The following is an 18378-nucleotide window of genomic DNA, read 5'->3' on the forward strand; positions in this document are numbered from 1 at the left end:
CACGGATGCTTAAAATCAATCCCTACTATTAATCCGAAATGGCTCAAATTCTGTAGCTGAATTTAAATCGAATACCATCGCTTTTTTATCAGGATGATATACCGCTTCTACTTGATATCTATTTTTTTCATTCCACTCATCCTTCATGATAGAACGCAAATAGTCATTTATTACAGTAGAGCTAAGTTTTACTCCACCTTTCTGCTGATTTTTAGGTTTTGAAAATTTAATAGCTCTCTCCCCACCAGCTTTACAGGTTTGTATAGCAAATGCATTACGCTTTTTTGATATAAGTGGCGCGACATATGCTGGGTACCCCATTATTTCCAGCAATATTCTGTTAAACGTAGTTCCATTCAAATTGACCATCATGGAAGGGTTTCCCATCGATTCAACTGTAATTACCTCAAAATCAAAATCATCAAAATTCATTTCTTCCATCTTTCTCCGTCTCCTTTTCACTGATAATACCTTCTAATTTGTATACTTCTTGCAATTCTTCTTTTGTCCACTTTGTATTAATAACCATGAAATCTTTGAAAAAGCCAGATTTTATTCTTCTAATATGCACTTTTTTCTCTACAGGTTTGATATCTGCTCTCGCTCTTCTTTTATGTGGTTCTTTTAATTGTTTCTGTACTGCGTCCCAATTTCCTCTAGAAATTATAGCTGGCATTCCATCTGTCACTCGATATTGTGGTCTTTGCCCCGTGTTTTTACGAGTCTTATGTGTGAAACAGTCTACGGTATAGGTCTTTTGCATAAGGATATCGCCGCAATACTTTTCATTTTTGAGAATACTATAGATACTCGCAGAACTCCATGTTGCTTTCCCCATAACGGTAGGAATACTAGCATCTGTTAGTGCCTGCGCAATTTCCTTTACCGTATTTCCTGCCAAGTAACCGTCATAGATATAACGAACAATCTCCGCTTCTTCCTCCACTATCTCTATCTTCCCAAACTGGCTCTTTGTGTAGCCCAGAAGATTATGTGTAGGAAATATCGGAATTCCTTTTTTGAATTTTTCAATAAGCGCCCATCTTATTGACGCACTTTTTTGTTCACTCTCACTCTGTGCAATCAGACTCATTAAGCCTAGCAACAACTCACTGTTACTATCCAGGGTATTCAGATTAACATCTTCTATATATATCCCTACAGGCTTGTCCAGTGCTTTCAATTCTCTATTGATAGATGTAAAATCCAGTAGATTTCTTGAAAATCGGCTAATACTTTTCACAATGATTAGATCTATCTTTCCCATACGGCAATCTTCTAGCATACGATTAAAATTTTCTCGTTTGTTCGTCGACGTCCCTGATACGCCTTGGTCTGCATAAATATCAACTAGCGACCACTTAGAATTCTTCCTAATTTTTTCACTATAGGATTGAATTTGCAGTTCAAAACTCCCAGCTTGTGCTTCTTCAAAAGTACTGACTCGGCAATAAGCCGCTACTCTCAATTTCTTATGGACTAATGGATTTTCAGTATTTATTGCGGGTATCACTTCTACTTGCAGATCACTAGCAAATGCCTCTCGGATTGCTTCACGCTTATTCTTCGCAACCACATTTTTCTTTTTTGACCACTTGTCCACCTTGATGTGCTTCAATTTATCCATCTAGTTCTCATACTCCATTTATTTTTTAAGCATTTTATCTAGTGAATTCAAGTCACTTACAAACACCTAAATCCGATACATTATTACTAATTCTCTATAATTTATATCCATTCAGACATACTACCACCTCCGCATTATACTTTAACACTATTAACAGCCTTTTCGCTAGACCTTTTTACTACTAAATTTATTTTTTTCTATCTAATGACCCTGAACTTAAAACCTACTTGCGAACTTTAAAATTGTTTCTTCAAAAAAAGAGCCCAGACAGCAAAATGTCTTAAGCTCTTTCATCGTTCTGTGAATACTACTCAATTATTATCTTCTATTTATATTGAGAAACTCTTCGAATGTATTTGTTACAAAATAGGTCTCTGGATCTAATTCCCCAGATTCTTCGTGGTTCCACACACACACTACAGGCTTTTCTCTATTTTCTCTGAAATCCAAACACAGAAAATCTCCAGCAAACAAAACAGCAACGGGAAGAATATCCGCACCAATTAGCTCCTCATTATCGGTCAACCTATCTTCCAACTGTGTCAGTGTCACATCTATATCATATATTCCAAATTCATTGTCCCTAGGCACATCTAGTAAACATAAAAATCTGTCAATAACGTATTCATGATTATTGCAAACGAACGCTCCATCTACTGGAATGCCACCGTTATTCTCTTTTAAAAATTCGACAAAATCCAGCGGTAAACTTACTCTCCAAAATCCTTCTTTTCTTTTGAATAACTCTTCCGTTGGCAATGGAAAAACTATTGTATCTTTTTGAATCAACATTTTTACCCTCCTAATTTTTATCTAGGCGCATCAGCCCACATACCTGTTGTTCGTCCTCCATTATGAGGAGTTATATTATGAATTCCGTATTCCACCAACTCCATTTTCCCTGGAGTTTCTGTATGGTGCCATGTTACACCTTCTCTATGCCCACCAATTGAATTATCCAACCATTGAAATTGTTCTCTATCTGACATTTTCCATAGGTCTTCTGGCAAATATACTGTTTTCTCTACAACTCCCGCTTTAGCAAAATCAGCATACCCATATCTAAGTCCATCGGTCTTCACTACTTCAACCTTTGGTATATAGCCATTCGCTGTTGCCTGTTCTTTGATAAGCCTCTTTTGTTTAAGTGTTAAAGCCTCAGAACCAGCAATATCTTCTCCCCAAGACCATGGTTGATTCGATTGTATCTTATCTGCATATACTTTAGCATAATCATCTATAACACTATCAAATGATTTACTTCCTTTTACATATCCTTCAATATTCTTAAAAGTTAACTTACTCGCTCGTTCTCCTAGTTTGCCCGTATTCGTTGCTTGCTTAATTTCGCCAACACCTTCAAATATAAACTTGAACTCATCTGTTCGCGTAGATGCTTTAATAGCTTTAGCCGCTTTCCCTAACTTACCAAACGGAATGAAGTTCAATACTGTGAATCCAGCTGCTGTCGATTGCTCAAATTCACTTAGCTGTTCTTTTGTAATCGGATCAAGTCCCGTCCTCCAACGATAGATATCAAAAATAGGCGTCACCATATCAATCAAAAAAATCGCATTTTTCATCCCTGCCAACACATGCGCTTGTTGCCATTTCGCATTGTCATAAGTCGCTTTCCCATCTAGCTTCCCGTCTTTCGTGACAAATCCAGCCACATTGCCTTCTGGTATCACGGGTAATGGCCCATCTTCTGCTGCTTTAATCAGTCTTGCCGTCTCATTATCTTTCGCCAACTTCGCCATCGCTTCTTCACGCGCTGTCCATTGTTTCTGCAATGCCGAACGCCACGCCATATTCAAGCCCATCATATGAAAAGTTCCAGTTTTGGCTTGGAAGGCTTTATCACTATCGATTTCCGCCAGCCCTCGAACAATATTCGCCGTCAAATCCATCGCACGATCAAACGAAGTCGCTGTTTCCGCATCAAACCGATATAAAGCCTCTAACTTCTCCTGCAATTTCCGCTTCAAATCCACAAAGATCGGCGTGATTAACGCCATCCCTACAACATTATTGCTCAACCTCTCGATATCCTGAATCTGCCCATCCAATTGCCGAATCTGATTCCGAATTTCATCTTCTATCACATCCGTCGTCGCCACATCGGCTTGGAACTGCCTCGGAAACGCTTGATTTTGCCGTATCAATTCCTCACACAAACAAATCATGCCCTGCGCCAATGGTCGATACGTCGCCGCAAAATACTGTTTCGCGCTGTCATACGTCTTCCCCTGCAACTCCTGGTCAAACGCAAACTCATTCACCGCACGCATCAAGCCTTCCATTGCCTCTATCATATCATGATACGACGCCACCATGCTCTCCGATTGCGCTTCGATTTCACCCAAAAAGACATTCAAACTCATCCCTGCTCACCGCCTAACTCTACTTTTCGACGAGCCGCATAATAGTCCGATTCCTTTTCTATCAATACACGCTTCTCACGTTCCATTCTCGTTTGTTCTTCCTCCATGCCATCCACCACATGAAAATGTTGCCGCTGATATTCATGTCGCTGCGTATCCAAAAATACCGCCATTTCTCGGTCTCGATGCCATGTACTACCAAGCTCATGAAACAACCGATTGTTCCGATTATGTACATAGTCCACTTCATCCAACAATTGCTTCTGCCTTCGAATCTCCCGTTCCTTCGCATACTGGTCATCTGCGACATTCCGCAACCGCTGATTCCAACTATCTATTTCTCTGTCCTTATCATGCATCTGCCATCCCTCATTTCCCAATACGTGGAGCTGTCCCCGAAAAATCAAGCCCGTTCCCAACTTCGCGATCCACCCGTTCAAACTCCTGCGCGACCGAACGAATATGCGCCACGTCTCGCCCAAAACTCTTACCCAATTGCATCATCAATTGCTTAGCTTTATCCGAGCTCTGTTTGGCGTCATGACTCACCTTCACACTCGTCCGATTCGCCAATTGCACTTGCTTCGAACCCGATTGCCGCATCGCATCTCCCGCATGTCCCATCGAAGTCGCCACCTGATTCGCCCGTCCAAGATTACTTTTTATCTGACTCATGTAACCCCTCCCATATCTGTATTCTTCTATTATATGCAATATTTCCCCAAGTGTACAGCCTCTCAACACAAAAAAGAGCGCACCAATCGTTCTCAATACACTCTCATATACCCCAAATAGTGATTGTCAGCAAACCAAAAATAACCACACTTCCCATGATAATACCATAATGCCGCCCTATAAATCTACCACTTTTGCGTTTGAAAAAATCGTGGAACACAAGATATGGATCCACCCACGTCGTCGTGCATAGCCGTGCTACGAACATACTCATCGCACTCCCAGCCACACCAATCTGCGGTATTAACAAGACTGATAATGCCCCATAAATTAAAATTAAGAACACGGGTGAGAGTCGCCCATTCGTATATAACCCTAGCGTTGTCCTGTATAAATACGCGGGATACTGCATACCATTGATAAAAAATTGAATGACAAGGACAAGCACCACATATTGCGGTAAAATAAAGCCTTCTCCAATCCACAGTTCAATAAACGGATTCACAAGGAAGAACAGCAATAACCCTATCACACCATAGACAAGTCCAATTACCAAATATAACTTATTAAAGATACGATACGATTGCGCCAAGTCATTTTTAGCATTTATTTGTCCGAGGGAACCGAGCAAGCCTCGTATAGCCTTTGCAAGAATACTTACAACCGCAGTAAAAATAAGTGTATAGTTTGAGTATATCCCCGTCATTTGTAACCCTAAAAAATACGTGATAAAAATGCTCTCCGTACCAAGAACCAAAGCACCACTCGCCATATAAAGAACTATCCCTTTCACATTCTCCACAATAGCCTGGATTTCTACTTTTTCAAGCAGATTTGGTCGCCCCTCCAAATACTCTGGAAACTTTCGATAAGCATACATAGATTGAAATACATTAAACAACAAAGTACACAAGATTTGAATAACCAAAAAGCCAATCAAGTCGTGTGTCGCATACAAATAACCCCCTTGCAACGCAGCTTGAACTAAAAAACTGCCTTGTTTATAGAGCACATTAATATATTCTTGCTGCTGTACTAAAAACAAGGCTTTCCGGTACGTAAAGAAATAGCTAAGGCTTGTATTAGCAACATATAGGATAAAGATTAGCCCAACCTCAACGTTTCCCGCCTCACCTAGTAAAAAGAGACTCATAATATAAGGAACCAAGCACAATCCCAAAACAAAAATAAGGCTCCCAATCCATCGATAAATTTTCCGATAAAAAAGTAGGAAATCCCTAGCCTTATCATAATTTTTTTGAACAACAGGCTTGTACAACTGGAATATAATCGCCTCGCCAATTCCGAGCTCTGCGAAAGAAAGCAAGGTTAGAATATTGGAAAACAACCTGTCCATTCCCACATATACCTCACCTAGTGTGTGAATAAATAAAGTCCGAATTCCAAAAGATGCTAACAAATATACACTCTGCATCCCGACGCCGATAAGTATGTTTTTTTTCATGTCTTTGTTCATTATATCACCGCCAAGGTTTGTTTATTACCAACAGTCTTTGGCTTGCCTTTCTTGAAATTGGTTGGTATAACCTATTTCTCTTTGCTTGAACAAGCTTCGCTTGCATAGTCGGCTCTATACGTTCTCCCAAAATATCAAATCTTCATTCACTCGCCTAATCTATTTTATTGTTTAAATGTTGGTATTTATATTTTTCTCGATACGACTGTATACCCTTTGAACCATAGACTTTTTCTATCACTCTTTGGGAGTTAGCAGGAATCTTATAGATTTTCCCTTCAAATAATCCATTCTTTAATGGAAAATAATCATCAATAGAAAAAGGGATACCTCCTTGTTTACCTTTCTTACCAGCATAATTAGTGAAAAATCCAGTTTCCCATCTAATGGTTATCCTTCGAAATAGTTTATATGCTGCGAAAGCACTCATTGGTACTAGTATTTTCACAGCAATCTGCTTCATTCTCCTTTTCTTGGAGCCAAAACTCAACTTGCTGCTTCTTTTAAAGAAAATGATTGCTTTCAATTTTTGTACAACAAACTGCTTGAACTTTAGTAATAAACCTTTATCTGATGAAACATAATCTAAGGGAAAAATATCGATAAATATTTCTTCTGCTGTTTCAAAATCATCTAGTGTATAATGGGTATTTCTCTTCCTTATTTTCATAAAAACCAAATGATATCCTTTAACCAGTCGCTGTTCTTCCCCATAAAGATTTGAGCTAACCACCCCATGAAATATTTCCACTAATCTTTCATAGTCTTTTCTTGGCATAGCTATATCTATATCATCGTCAAACTTCCCAAATCCTTCATTGATAAAACTTCCTAAAAGAGTTCCCCCGTCTAGAGTATAAACTAGTTGATGCTCTTCTAATATAGTTATAATTTCATCTAAAATTTCCAATTGGACTTTTCTAATCTTATGAATCATGTAATCCCCCTCCATTGATGCATATTTCTGTTTTTTCTTTGAGAAAATCAGGAAAAAATAGACGTGCATCCTCGTGCATAGGATAGGCTTGTTTGTCTAATACTAATTCATAATCATGTTGCTTTAACTGTGTTATCAGACCTTGAATATGCAATTTATAAATCTCTTCATTCAATGAGTACTGCAAATAAACCTTACCTTTATAATCGTAATTAGCAATAGTGTTTATTAACAATTTATCGTACATGTCTAACTTATTTTGTGATTGTGACATAACTCTAAACAGGGATTTTTCATTTGCAATTCCTTCTAAAAATGTTCTAATATGCACAATCGGAGAGCCCACTATAATATTTTGAACACCCATACGTATACCTAAGTATAACGCTGCAAATGCTCCTTTTGATGATCCTGAGAAGGCGGTGTTTTTGATTTTATTCTTTCTTATAATTTGTCGAATCAATTCTTCTACTGCATCTCTTACCTCCATGTTTCCATTTTCTCCAAGATAGAATACACCTCTCTTATCCAAGCCAAAGTTATCAAGAATAAACAAGCGCTGACAAGGAACATTCTTTAGTGTTCGAATGTAATTAAAGGTATATTTACGCTCTTTAGTTAGAGAACTAAAAACCACTATCAATTGCTTACTAGAGTGTCTTCCTTGATGTAAATAGGTTAATTCTATTCCATTTGACATTTTCTTTTTCCTTTGAGCAAAAGTGAAATAAAGATCTTTCACTTTTGCTCTAAGTAATTTTCTCATAATTTCCCCCCTGTTAAAACCATTTGTAACTAATCTACTATTGGTACAACCGTACTAGCACGTTCATTTCCGTTAGCATCATAACCTTTTATAACACATGTAACAGCTTTGTCCATATTGCCAATCGCGTAGAATTTGAATGTACCGTTTGTTAGCGTTCCTCCTGCTGTAACTTTTGTCGATACTAATTTTATTGACTTGATGAGGCTTGAGTAAGTTCCTGTGATATATGAGGTTTTAAAAGAATAGGGATCTACTGTAATGCTTTCATTGAATTGTATTTGTATTTCCTTGCTATCCAAAATATTGTTATCACGATCCAAGACGTCTAGTATCAAAAAAGAGCAATCAAGAACATCAATTCCTTTACCCAAAATATAAAAATCAAAGACCCCATCCAGATTGATATTCCCACCTAACACAATTGTTGATTCTTTACCACTTCTATAGTGGGCTGTAATACGTAATTTTGCGATATTCTCTATTCCATTACATGAACCCTTAATAGAATTAGCAGTCGCATAGAAATCGTTTATACTAACAATTTTGGAAGCGAAAATTAATTCGTCTTGCATATTTACCCATCTTAAAGACCCATCTTTCCAAGTTTTCAATACAGCTAACTGCTCTGTCCCTTTTTGCTTATCTTGAATGAGTACCATATCTCCCAGTATTTTTTGTGATTCCTCTCTCATGAGCAACATTTTTTCAATCACTGGAACAGTAAATCGATTTGGCACTACCCTTGTAGAAAAAGTATAGGCATCCGTGCCATCTATAAAATTATATTTACGTCCCATAATAATACTACGGATACCTTTGTCTAATATTTTAGGATCATCTTCTAAGCGATTGATATCCACAGCATATACCGTAGTATTCATAGCACCTTCTCCAATAAAAACAGAACAACGATCACGGATGGTTATTAAATCGCAGTTGTCAATCATATAAAAATACTGTGACTTGCTATTGCCTAGAAACCTGTTTTCAGAAATGGTTATTTCGCTGACGCCTTTCCTTCCCGACTCGTTTCCCCCATCAATCTTAATTCCACCACCTGTTATTTCTTCAAATGTATTTCCTTGAATAAAGTGAAATAAGCTAGCCTGTTGTTTACCGTACGTTCCTCTTTGAATTTGAATACTAGGTTTAGAAAATTGAGCAAAGGCGGATTCTTTAATTGTAATTCCTTGACACCCTTCTGTTAAAACACCTATACGTGATGTGTGAGCAACTTTAGTTTTCCCATCCTCTCTCACTACGTTTCCTTCTAAATCAACCTCTACACCACAAGTAATGATTTTAACGTTGGTCAAACTACTTTCATTTATATTTTCTAAATGGATAACAGGAGCCTCTGCATCTTGTGGACGCCCTTTATCTAGTAATTTATTAAAAGTGACATAATTTCCATCTTTTAAAGAGTCTAATACTGTACTACTATTATCTACATGAATATCCCGTAATATAAGGCCTTGTCCCAACCCTTTTGCTGGAGGATTGGGATTATCAGGATATTCACTAATAGCTTCGATTGCTGTACCTCTGATATTAGTGAATATTAGACTTTCAAATATGCATAAATCATATGGTCTTAAAATGCGTATTATTGTTGTTTTGTCTATATTTGACAAGTTAAAACTCAAATTTTTCATACTAATATTACGAATAAAACTTCTGCTTCCTGTCGTTCCAGCCATATTATAGTAGACAAAATCAAATACTGAATTTCCTGTTAATTTATTATCAAAATAAATTTTTTGATCTTTAAGCTCACCTTTTGGAATAATTGCACTTGTAGTAGCCGTATCTCCTTCCAAAGAAACCCCTGCTTTTGTTATGTAAATCGTCTTGCTAACCACATATTGTCCTGCAGGAAAATATACAATTCCACCCTCCTTGAACAAATTGGAATTACCTTCAATCGGTGATTTGTACAAATCATCAATCGCCTTCTGTATAGCTAATGTATCATCTGTTTTTCCGTCACCTAACGCACCAAAATCTTTTACGTTATTTCTTTTCATCTCTATCATTATATTTTTCTCCTTTAAATTAAATTTTTTTATGCGATAAGGACAGTCTAGCATATAATTTTGCATTTTAGTTGTCGTCTAATCTGATATATCTTGACTATTCAGGTTTTAAATATGACAAATTTATGAACTTTGATAGATTATACACAAATTCTCGAAAAAGGGACAATCTTTTTTTAGATTAGTATTTGATATCATTTGCATACTGGTTGTCTACTACATTCTGAGAACACAAAAACAAGGCGTACCAGTCACTCCCGATACAGCCTCACTTAACCCCGAAAAAACGAATCTAAATACCTACTTCCGCAAACAGCTCTATAAAGCCATTCCCATCAAAAAAATATCATTATTTATGATACGGTTCCCCACGATTAATCCGAAACGCCCGGTAAACCTGCTCCACCAAAACTAATCTCATTAACTGGTGCGGCAAAGTCAGTCTGCCAAATGACAATTTCTCATCACTCCTCTTCAAAACCGCATCACTCAACCCCAGCGAACCGCCAATCACAAACGCTACCTTGCTCTTTCCATATGTAGCCAATCGATCCAAGCCTTCTGCAAATTCCTCACTACTCTTCTGCTTCCCGTCAATCGCCAGCGCAATCACATGAACATCATCCGCAATCTTCGCTAAAATCCGTTCCCCTTCTTTGTTCTTCACTTGCACCATTTCGGCATCACTCAACACTTCTGGAGCTTTCTCATCTGGCACTTCTACAATCGTCACCTTGGCATACGGACCTAAACGCTTGGTATACTCCGCAATCCCTTGAATCAAGTATTTCTCTTTCAATTTTCCTACCGTTAAAATCTGTATATTCATAGCTTATCCACCCCTTACTCACATTTTATCCACAGAAATTATCCACATATCCACAATCAACTTCTACATTTTGTGTCTGAACATTCGTTCCCTACCATATATATCGCTCTATTTTCACAGTATCCACAGGTTATCCACAGATTTTCCGACTTATCCACTAGCGTGAACTCAGGAACCGTTTCCACTCCGTAAACCCAGTCATCTAGCGCTTCTTCGATATGTTCTTCACAACTATAAATTGGCTTTCCCACTGCTATTCCTTCTTTCTTATGACACAAACTGTGGATAACCACACTTTGTGTATGTATTTATCCACTTACATTACTTATTATGATAGGTGTAATCCGGTTGGGCGTCAACCAACATCCAATTTAATTCGAATTTTTCTAATTTATTTATCGATTTTTAGCCAAATATCTATTTTTTGTATATTTTAATCCTTATTTTTTCGGTTTTCAGCTATAATTTTTTACTTTTTAACTTATCCCCAGATTTTTAAGTTGTTACACACAAGTTATCCCCATCTTTAATATATATATCCACAAGCATTTCTACATTTCGTGTCCGAATACACGTTCTCTACGACATATTGATATTCACTAATATTCTTATGCACAGGTTATCCACATGTTTTTAAATATCATTATTATTGAAAACTTATCAACAAATCCTTATATTGCAATACATAATGAGTTATCTAGTTATCTTTATTTAAATTTTATTCACAACCACTCATTTTTCTGTGGATAACTTTTTCAATAAAGCTCACTCTATAAAATAATGATCTATTTGCGCTCTATCATAATCTAATATCCAGTCTTGGTATTGTGTATAAAGTGATCTAAGCAAACTCGCCTCGTTGCCCACAATATCGAGGCCTCTGTCATCATATGCATGAAAAATAATATTTGTCCTCGTATTAATAAACCAGCACTGACCTCGCAATCGCGGTTTGCGAATTAAATCTACATTCAAAATGGCTTGTAGCATCCGGATACAACGTAAATCTTCTATTTTACACTTCAGAATTATTCTGCTGTTTGAATCCATACTCAGGCTGTATTTCAAGTTTTTATTTTTCAAATAGCGTCGAATGGAGTCTGTATCTTTATCCACAACTAAATAAATCAGGTCGCTGGGTTCGAATATCTCTTGAAAAAGTCGTTTTGCTCGGTAGTTTACCCGCTTGAAGTAGATTTCCTCATCCATTTCTGCTGGATCACCTAATTCAAAACGAATTCCAACAGGAGCATGATAGAAAAGTGGTGGTTCTAATTGTAATTTCCCAAAATTATGACTGAAATAGGTCTCAAAGCTTTTGCTCACGTTTTTCCTCCTTACTCGGCATCGTTAATAATATCTATCAAATCCTCTAAATCTAGACCGATTTTGTTAGGTTCGTCATTCGATTTTAGGCCGATCTCCATAAAAAGAGATGACAGCACATCTAATATATCCTCGACAGCTTCAGAATCTAGTGCATCTTCGCCTTGTTTTTCAATAATTTCTATATATTGGCCTCTCTGATAACGCTCTAAAACATAGTATAATAAGTTTTTTTGAATAGCTTTCACTACTTTTTCACCCCTTACTGTGTATATTATCCGTTTGAAATAAATACACGATGTTTTCTTTGCTCACTACTGCGATTTTCCCATCAAACGCGTAACAATGCTGAACTTCTATTTCTTTACCGTTCTCATCTGTGATCGCAAATTGATTCACCGTTTCTTGTATCACATCATGCCGTATGACGTTTTTATGATTACAACTCCATATAATGTTGCCCGTTATCGTCGCGGTAACTGGGCTGTAGCCGCAATTTATAATCCTCTGAATGCTGCCACTCGGCTCAATACAAATACACTGATTTTTGCCTTCCCACGAATATTGAAAAAGCCAAATCTCCTTGGCCTGGCTATCATAAGCTATCGCCGTACCGTCAAAAATAAGTCCACTCGCCGTTTGGTGCAATGGAAAACGCCTCGTGCCATTTTTCTCAATTACCGCTAAACCTTCATTACTAGTCGTATCGGTAGTCGCTTCTTCATGAAAAAGTAGCCAGAAATCGTCACCGACTTGCTCTATTCCTGCCAGTCCATCGCCCCAAAATGCAAACTTTGCTAGGCTATTTTTGATTATGATGATGTTCTTCTCTTCATTGTCCATGACAAACGGGCAAACCCAGAGAAGTAGCGCGTCTTCGGCTATTCTGATACACTGCCAAACTTCTGGGATAAAATCTAGATTCCGAATCGCCTGCCGCGTCTCGCTTTTGATAATGCATTGGTTCTCTTCTAAATACATGCTCGCAATCATCACCGAGCCATCAGTTGGAATTAGAAATCCGTTTGGTTCCAGCTCGCCAATTTTTCGAAAGTTGATCGCTTTCACTTTACTCATCTCGGAAATCACAACATACAGACACGCTTCAAAACCAGCGTCGAGAAATCGAAATTGAATCGGGTGCTGGCCATTGGTTATCGCGGGATCGGCCTTGTGTTGCCTGAAAATACTCGGGATATCCAACGCATCAAGTGGCCTCTCATCGCCGAATACAAGGGCTTCTGGAAATTGGCTGATAATATCAAAAATATGGCTGGCGATGTTTGCTTTGAACTCGATAACGCCATAGAAAGTCGTGTGCCCCGCTTGTTCTACGTATTCTCTCGATAAAATGCTATCCTGAAATGGCAACACATCTCCATAAGCCTTCCACAACTTTCGGTAGTAATCAATCCGCGTCGGGAATTCAACTTCACGCGTTATCAGTGCAAAATAATGCAGCTCTGACGGCAAAATTCGGCTCAATTCATCGATGCAATAACTCGGATATTCTGTATTTCCAACCTCTAAATGCGTGCCATTTATCGCGATTCGTTTGAAATTCGAGTTTGTTTCTTGGGTTTCCGTCCAGTTTTTCTTCATGAGATTCTCCCCTTAGCTCGCGAATAATTCAACAATCGCGTAGTATACATAGCTATCGAACGAAGCAAGCATTAATAATAGTCCAACGACGGTAAATAATTTTTTATATTGGGTCTTTTTCGCCCGTTTTCCTAGGAGTATCAGGCAAACTAGTATGACGATATTGAATGCTAATAAAATTAGTAACACTTGGCAATCCTCTCCTTTTCAGTATAATAAGTACGATGTGACAATCGCTAACACTAACAGCACGATGCTCAACGTTTGAAGTCCCTCTTTCCACGGTTTTCGTAGCTTTAATTTTTCAACTAGCTCAATCATGAAAAATATATTAGCAAACACCGCGACGCCTACTACAACTTCAAGAACTCCGGTCGTTATAAAATCTTGGAAGAAAAACTGTATCGCTAGCACAGCTATAAAAATGCTGATTAGGATGTATTTAAAACGATTCTCTTTTCTTTCCTGATCCTTTTTTGAAGACAAAATTTTCGCCGCCTTTGCTATGTATTTAGAGTAGTAGAAGTGATATGATAATGGCGCCAAATCCGTTTAAAGCCAAAGTCTTCTGCAATCTCCGCGAACTTTGATATATTGCATAGTATAATGATAACAAGACAGCTTTTGAGGATTGTTCCTGTTATACAATCTTGATATACATATTGAATTCCGATGATAATTATAACCACACCCACCAGCGCAAATAGCCTTTTATCGATTTGGCGGAGATATTGACTTTCTTCTATCGTGTATGTATTCGCCAAATATAGATCCCACCCCATTCTCAAATTCTAACATAAAACCGCGTCCCGAAAACAATGAAAAAACCAGAAATGCATCGCGACGCATTCCTGGTTCTACTTTTCATGACTTATTTCTAAAACAAATACAACGGTACTTTCTTCGTCACGCTCTTCGTTCCGACTTTATTCGTAATCCACAGAACTTTCGGTTTTGGACTGTAAATTGGCTTCAGCACGAAATTCACTAGGGGGCCTTTTTTAAGCGTGATTGGCTTTGTTAGGGCTTTTCCGGCTGTGTCCCTCAGCTGAATTGTCTTGGTCGCTGTGTCGGTGAACGAACGCATGATGCCGCCGCTGATGATGCCTTTTTTATACGTCGGGAGCTGAATCACGGTGTCGAGATAGCCTCCGATTTTTTGAAACGGCTTGGCGTTGAGCGTATTTTGGCCAATGTATAGTGTATCCACGACTGGTAGCTTGCGGATCGGGGTGCCGGCGACGATTTGCTTCACGTTTTTGCTGGTGATCTTGTTGCCGGTGACTGTCACGAGCGATGTGCCGAAATAGGTTAGTTTGCCGCTGATGGTCTCGGTTTTCTCGCGGACGTCGATCAGGGTTTTGTAGTAGGTTGGGATGTCGCCGTTAATCGTGAACGTGTTTTGGCGGATTGTAATGCCGGATGCCAAACTGCCGTCGCTCTCTCCGCCGAAAATTCGTATCGGAAAACTGATATTTTGGGCGGTAAATTTGTTTTTTTCGACTAAAATGTATTTTGGTGCGGTGTACGTGTTGCGGAGTCGCAGGTTGAAGGTCATGAAGGAGATCGCGTCGGGACTGTTGATGGTGACGGTATTGTTTTGGTAGACGGCGTGCGCGATGCCGCTGCCTCGAATGCCTGTGTAGCCAACGTAACGCGCGTTTTTCACACCCCATTTTTGTTCGGTTTTTTGGTTGTCAGCGATGCGTTTATTGTTTTCTTTTTGTAGGGAGACAGTGTTGCCAATAGTGTAGACGTAGTTGTTGGCCGGACCATAGCTGTCGATTCCGCCGTCAAGCATCATGTCGGGCGCGATTTTAGCTGCTTTGGCCGCGTTATAGTGATAACCGCCGAAGCGCTCCATCCAATCGATGACTTTGTTGTTGCGAATGTACACTGGGGCTTTGGCTGAGCCGTTTCCTTGGTACAAACTGATGCCAGAACGTCCGGAATTCTTCACCGTATTGCCATCGATTCGTAGTCCGTCTGTATAACTTGCAGTGATTCCACTTTGTAGTCCTGAATTAAGTATTTGATTATTAGCAATATTTACGTTCGTCGCCTTGGCGATACTTAATGCCGCGGAACCTACTTGATTAGCGTTTAAAATCATGTTTTGAACCTGAATATTGTTTTTTGTCGGCTTTTTGTACACCGCGTGATAATTTGCGCCAGCTTCTGCTTTTGGTACCGCGCCGATTTCGAGTAAATTGCTTTGGTACACGTGTACATTATGTTTTTGAAAATCGTATTTTGGCATATTAGCGTTATATTGTAGCGTGAAATTCCGCAGTTGCAGGTTGTTCACAGTCGTTACGCCCTTGCCTGTTTCCGTCGTCATCGGCCCGTTATTGAGCGTGATTTTGGAATCGGCTGGGTTCGTAGTTGCTCCAACCAACGTGACATTTGATTTCAAAATAATACTTCCCACTACTTCAAAATTCCCTTTTGGAATCGTGATAGGTGTTTTTGACGTATTGATTGCGTTTTGAAGGGCTTGTGTATTATGAGCCTTGATTTCCGTCGTTGCCCCTGGTTTCAGATTTAATGTCGCTGCTTTTGAGTTCGCGCCTTGGATAAGTAATCCGCCCATCAAGACCATCGCAAAACTGAGAAGCAGTAAAATTCTTTTTTTCATCTTCACTACCCCCTAATTTTCTAAAAACGTGAATTTAACCTCTTTTTTCATACTTCTAATTTTTTCCTTACATTTTCTTAAAACGGCTTGTCTTCTTACTTAAGTCTATTTCCCCGTTCCAAAACTTATGTAAACCTTCGTGTAATTGTGAACAAATGTGTCGAAATTGTGAACACGACAAAAAAACCGAGCAGTGGAGGCGAATCGCTCGCCCTCATTACTCGGTTTCCGTCATATTAAAATTTATTTGTCAGGAGTTTCATCTGAACCATGTAACGCTTCTGGTTCTGTTACTGCGCTACTTGTTGTTTCTGGCTCGTCACTAGTACGCGGTGCAGAAACTGTCGCAATGACTTCTTCGCCATCGGTAATCACTTCGTAGTCGCCATTTTTAGGAATATCTGTTACCGTAATCGCGTCACCGATATCAAGATCTGTGATATCAACTTCGACTACTTCTGGTAATTTGTCTGGTGTTGCAGAAACTGTGATTTCATAAAGAACTTGTTGCAGTACGCCGCTTAGCTTAACGCCTTTGGACTCGCCGACAAGGTTAATACTCACCGCTGCTTCCACTTCTTCAGACATGTTTACCGCTAGTAAATCGATGTGCTCGATGTCCCCTTTTAACGGGTCTATTTGGTAATCATGTAATAGTACATTTAATTTTGCTCCGTCAACCGATACTGAAAATACGGAATTTCGGCCGTTATCTCGAACTGCTTTAATAAATGTTAAAGAGTCTACGGAAACTGGCACGTTTTCTGCCTTGTAACCATATATAACACCTGGAATTCTACCTGCATTACGGATAGACGTTATGTTCGAATGCGGTTTTGTTTCTCTTTTCTGGACCTCTAATGTTGTTGCCATAAAAAATCACTCCACTCATTCAATTTATGTTGTACACCTCCATCATATACCCTTTCCGAAAAAAAATGAAACAATAAGGGTTTACGTTGCGCTATTTAAGGCTAAAGATAGGAGAAATCCTTTTTAGTAAAAACTGTATCATAACGCTTACATGTTTTTAGTATAACACTTTTTTAAATTCAAGTAGTTCAAGGTTTCACAAATGAAGATTACGTGTTATACTGTACTAGTAGATCGTATTTTTGAAGGAGGAATTTAAAAATGAAAGATCATCAAAAAATCATTTTGGTTGGAGACGGAGCAGTTGGTTCTAGTTATGCATTTGCTTGTGTGAATTTAAATATCGGGCAAGAATTCGGAATCATTGATATAGATAAGGACAGAACGATTGGGGACGCGATGGATTTAAGCCATGCGGTACCTTTTTCAGCGCCTAAGAAAATTTACTCAGCGAATTATAGTGATTGTCACGATGCGGATATCGTTGTTGTTACGGCTGGTACGGCGCAAAAACCTGGTGAAACTAGACTTGATCTTGTGAGCCGTAATATACGTATTATGAAATCGATTGTGGACGAGGTTATGGCGAGCGGTTTTGACGGTATTTTCTTGGTGGCGTCGAACCCTGTGGATATTCTTACTTATGCAACTTGGAAATTCTCCGGTTTGCCAAAAGAGCGCGTGATTGGTTCTGGTACGAGTCTTGATACGGCGCGTTTCCGGATGTCGATTGCGGATTACTTGAAAGTCGATGCGCGTAATGTGCATGGTTACATTCTTGGTGAGCATGGCGATACGGAATTCCCGGCTTGGAGCCATACAACGGTTGGTGGACTGCCAATCATGGAATGGATCGAGGAAGACGAGCAAGGCGCGATGGATACGATTTTCGTGAGTGTTCGTGACGCGGCCTATGAAATCATCAACAAAAAAGGCGCAACGTTTTACGGGATTGCAGCGGCACTTGCCCGGATTACAAAAGCGATTTTGAACAACGAAAACGCGATTTTGCCATTGTCTGTGTATATGGATGGGCATTATGGCTTGGATGACGTGTATATCGGCGCACCGGCTGTCGTGAACCGGAAAGGTGTTCGTCATGTTGTTGAGATGAAGCTGAATGATCAAGAGAAAGAACAAATGGCGCATTCTTCAGCAACTTTGAAAAAAGTGTTGGATGATGCGATGAAAGGTTATTAATCTAT

The 18378-nt window shown here is 39.0% G+C and carries 19 protein-coding genes; 1 reads left to right on the top strand and 18 read right to left on the bottom strand.

Annotation, left to right across the window (positions count from 1 at the left end):
* Nucleotides 1-15: 15 nt before the first annotated feature.
* The 18 genes from DUK53_RS06045 to DUK53_RS06130 form a co-directional block, all read right to left on the bottom strand.
* Nucleotides 16-441, bottom strand: a complete 426-nt coding sequence (locus DUK53_RS06045; RefSeq protein ID WP_036090396.1) for a hypothetical protein — start codon at nt 439-441, stop codon at nt 16-18.
* Nucleotides 422-1627, bottom strand: a complete 1206-nt coding sequence (locus DUK53_RS06050; protein WP_077917817.1) for a recombinase family protein — start codon at nt 1625-1627, stop codon at nt 422-424. Before DUK53_RS06050 ends, DUK53_RS06045 begins: the two co-directional genes overlap by 20 nt.
* Nucleotides 1628-1945: 318 nt before the next feature.
* A complete protein-coding gene (locus DUK53_RS06055; protein ID WP_036090393.1) occupies nt 1946-2419 on the bottom strand; it encodes an SMI1/KNR4 family protein in 474 nt (157 codons plus the stop codon).
* A gap of 17 nt (nt 2420-2436) precedes the next feature.
* A complete protein-coding gene (locus tag DUK53_RS06060; RefSeq protein WP_077917816.1) occupies nt 2437-4011 on the bottom strand; it encodes a T7SS effector LXG polymorphic toxin in 1575 nt (524 codons plus the stop codon).
* Complete coding sequence (locus tag DUK53_RS06065) at nt 4008-4370, bottom strand: DUF3958 family protein (RefSeq protein ID WP_036090390.1); 363 nt, start codon at nt 4368-4370, stop codon at nt 4008-4010. Before DUK53_RS06065 ends, DUK53_RS06060 begins: the two co-directional genes overlap by 4 nt.
* 10 nt (nt 4371-4380) lie before the next feature.
* Nucleotides 4381-4686, bottom strand: a complete 306-nt coding sequence (locus tag DUK53_RS06070) for a TIGR04197 family type VII secretion effector (RefSeq protein ID WP_036090387.1) — start codon at nt 4684-4686, stop codon at nt 4381-4383.
* A 103-nt stretch (nt 4687-4789) separates the two neighbouring features.
* Nucleotides 4790-6163, bottom strand: coding sequence for a lipopolysaccharide biosynthesis protein (locus DUK53_RS06075; RefSeq protein ID WP_036090384.1), 1374 nt, complete (start codon nt 6161-6163; stop codon nt 4790-4792).
* Between the two features lie 154 nt (nt 6164-6317).
* Nucleotides 6318-7100 (bottom strand): LicD family protein, encoded by a 783-nt coding sequence (locus tag DUK53_RS06080; RefSeq protein WP_036090381.1) that lies wholly within the window; start codon nt 7098-7100, stop codon nt 6318-6320.
* The gene (locus tag DUK53_RS06085; protein ID WP_036090378.1) at nt 7090-7866 is read right to left on the bottom strand and encodes a hypothetical protein; all 777 of its coding nucleotides are present in this window, start codon (nt 7864-7866) and stop codon (nt 7090-7092) included. Before DUK53_RS06085 ends, DUK53_RS06080 begins: the two co-directional genes overlap by 11 nt.
* 29 nt (nt 7867-7895) lie before the next feature.
* Nucleotides 7896-9905, bottom strand: a complete 2010-nt coding sequence (locus DUK53_RS06090) for a glycosyl hydrolase family 28-related protein (protein ID WP_036090375.1) — start codon at nt 9903-9905, stop codon at nt 7896-7898.
* A gap of 349 nt (nt 9906-10254) precedes the next feature.
* A complete protein-coding gene (rlmH, locus tag DUK53_RS06095) occupies nt 10255-10734 on the bottom strand; it encodes a 23S rRNA (pseudouridine(1915)-N(3))-methyltransferase RlmH (protein ID WP_036090372.1) in 480 nt (159 codons plus the stop codon).
* A gap of 56 nt (nt 10735-10790) precedes the next feature.
* Nucleotides 10791-11027 carry a CxxH/CxxC protein gene (locus DUK53_RS06100; protein ID WP_338087317.1) on the bottom strand — a complete coding sequence of 79 codons (237 nt, stop codon included), beginning with the start codon at nt 11025-11027 and terminating at the stop codon, nt 10791-10793.
* Nucleotides 11028-11499: 472 nt separating this feature from the next.
* Nucleotides 11500-12060 carry a DUF3885 domain-containing protein gene (locus DUK53_RS06105; protein WP_036090368.1) on the bottom strand — a complete coding sequence of 187 codons (561 nt, stop codon included), beginning with the start codon at nt 12058-12060 and terminating at the stop codon, nt 11500-11502.
* An 11-nt stretch (nt 12061-12071) separates the two neighbouring features.
* Complete coding sequence (locus DUK53_RS06110; protein WP_036090367.1) at nt 12072-12308, bottom strand: hypothetical protein; 237 nt, start codon at nt 12306-12308, stop codon at nt 12072-12074.
* Between the two features lie 7 nt (nt 12309-12315).
* Nucleotides 12316-13662, bottom strand: coding sequence for a hypothetical protein (locus tag DUK53_RS06115; RefSeq protein ID WP_036132615.1), 1347 nt, complete (start codon nt 13660-13662; stop codon nt 12316-12318).
* Nucleotides 13663-13869: 207 nt separating this feature from the next.
* Nucleotides 13870-14148: a hypothetical protein gene (locus tag DUK53_RS06120; RefSeq protein WP_036132613.1), complete on the bottom strand. Its 279-nt coding sequence runs from the start codon at nt 14146-14148 to the stop codon at nt 13870-13872.
* 391 nt (nt 14149-14539) lie between these two features.
* Nucleotides 14540-16300: a right-handed parallel beta-helix repeat-containing protein gene (locus tag DUK53_RS06125; RefSeq protein ID WP_036132611.1), complete on the bottom strand. Its 1761-nt coding sequence runs from the start codon at nt 16298-16300 to the stop codon at nt 14540-14542.
* A 243-nt stretch (nt 16301-16543) separates the two neighbouring features.
* Nucleotides 16544-17173, bottom strand: coding sequence for a 50S ribosomal protein L25/general stress protein Ctc (locus tag DUK53_RS06130; RefSeq protein WP_036090354.1), 630 nt, complete (start codon nt 17171-17173; stop codon nt 16544-16546).
* 261 nt (nt 17174-17434) lie between these two features.
* Between DUK53_RS06130 and DUK53_RS06135 the strand changes: the two genes are divergently transcribed.
* Nucleotides 17435-18373, top strand: a complete 939-nt coding sequence (locus DUK53_RS06135) for an L-lactate dehydrogenase (protein WP_036090351.1) — start codon at nt 17435-17437, stop codon at nt 18371-18373.
* Nucleotides 18374-18378 lie beyond the last annotated feature (5 nt).

The sequence above is a fragment of the Listeria sp. SHR_NRA_18 genome, from assembly GCF_003856515.1.
In the GTDB taxonomy this organism is placed as follows: Bacteria; Bacillota; Bacilli; order Lactobacillales; family Listeriaceae; genus Listeria_A; species Listeria_A newyorkensis.

Bases quoted from the DNA above. Each gene is read 5' to 3' on its own strand.
- DUK53_RS06055 (WP_036090393.1), bottom strand. From the start codon at position 2,419: ATGTTGATTCAAAAAGATACAATAGTTTTTCCATTGCCAACGGAAGAG.
- DUK53_RS06050 (WP_077917817.1), bottom strand. From the start codon at position 1,627: ATGGATAAATTGAAGCACATCAAGGTGGACAAGTGGTCAAAAAAGAAA.
- DUK53_RS06130 (WP_036090354.1), bottom strand. From the start codon at position 17,173: ATGGCAACAACATTAGAGGTCCAGAAAAGAGAAACAAAACCGCATTCG.
- DUK53_RS06060 (WP_077917816.1), bottom strand. From the start codon at position 4,011: ATGAGTTTGAATGTCTTTTTGGGTGAAATCGAAGCGCAATCGGAGAGC.
- DUK53_RS06085 (WP_036090378.1), bottom strand. From the start codon at position 7,866: ATGAGAAAATTACTTAGAGCAAAAGTGAAAGATCTTTATTTCACTTTT.
- DUK53_RS06065 (WP_036090390.1), bottom strand. From the start codon at position 4,370: ATGCATGATAAGGACAGAGAAATAGATAGTTGGAATCAGCGGTTGCGG.
- DUK53_RS06045 (WP_036090396.1), bottom strand. From the start codon at position 441: ATGGAAGAAATGAATTTTGATGATTTTGATTTTGAGGTAATTACAGTT.
- DUK53_RS06090 (WP_036090375.1), bottom strand. From the start codon at position 9,905: ATGATAGAGATGAAAAGAAATAACGTAAAAGATTTTGGTGCGTTAGGT.
- rlmH (WP_036090372.1), bottom strand. From the start codon at position 10,734: ATGAATATACAGATTTTAACGGTAGGAAAATTGAAAGAGAAATACTTG.
- DUK53_RS06080 (WP_036090381.1), bottom strand. From the start codon at position 7,100: ATGATTCATAAGATTAGAAAAGTCCAATTGGAAATTTTAGATGAAATT.
- DUK53_RS06125 (WP_036132611.1), bottom strand. From the start codon at position 16,300: ATGAAAAAAAGAATTTTACTGCTTCTCAGTTTTGCGATGGTCTTGATG.
- DUK53_RS06075 (WP_036090384.1), bottom strand. From the start codon at position 6,163: ATGAACAAAGACATGAAAAAAAACATACTTATCGGCGTCGGGATGCAG.
- DUK53_RS06070 (WP_036090387.1), bottom strand. From the start codon at position 4,686: ATGAGTCAGATAAAAAGTAATCTTGGACGGGCGAATCAGGTGGCGACT.
- DUK53_RS06115 (WP_036132615.1), bottom strand. From the start codon at position 13,662: ATGAAGAAAAACTGGACGGAAACCCAAGAAACAAACTCGAATTTCAAA.
- DUK53_RS06135 (WP_036090351.1), top strand. From the start codon at position 17,435: ATGAAAGATCATCAAAAAATCATTTTGGTTGGAGACGGAGCAGTTGGT.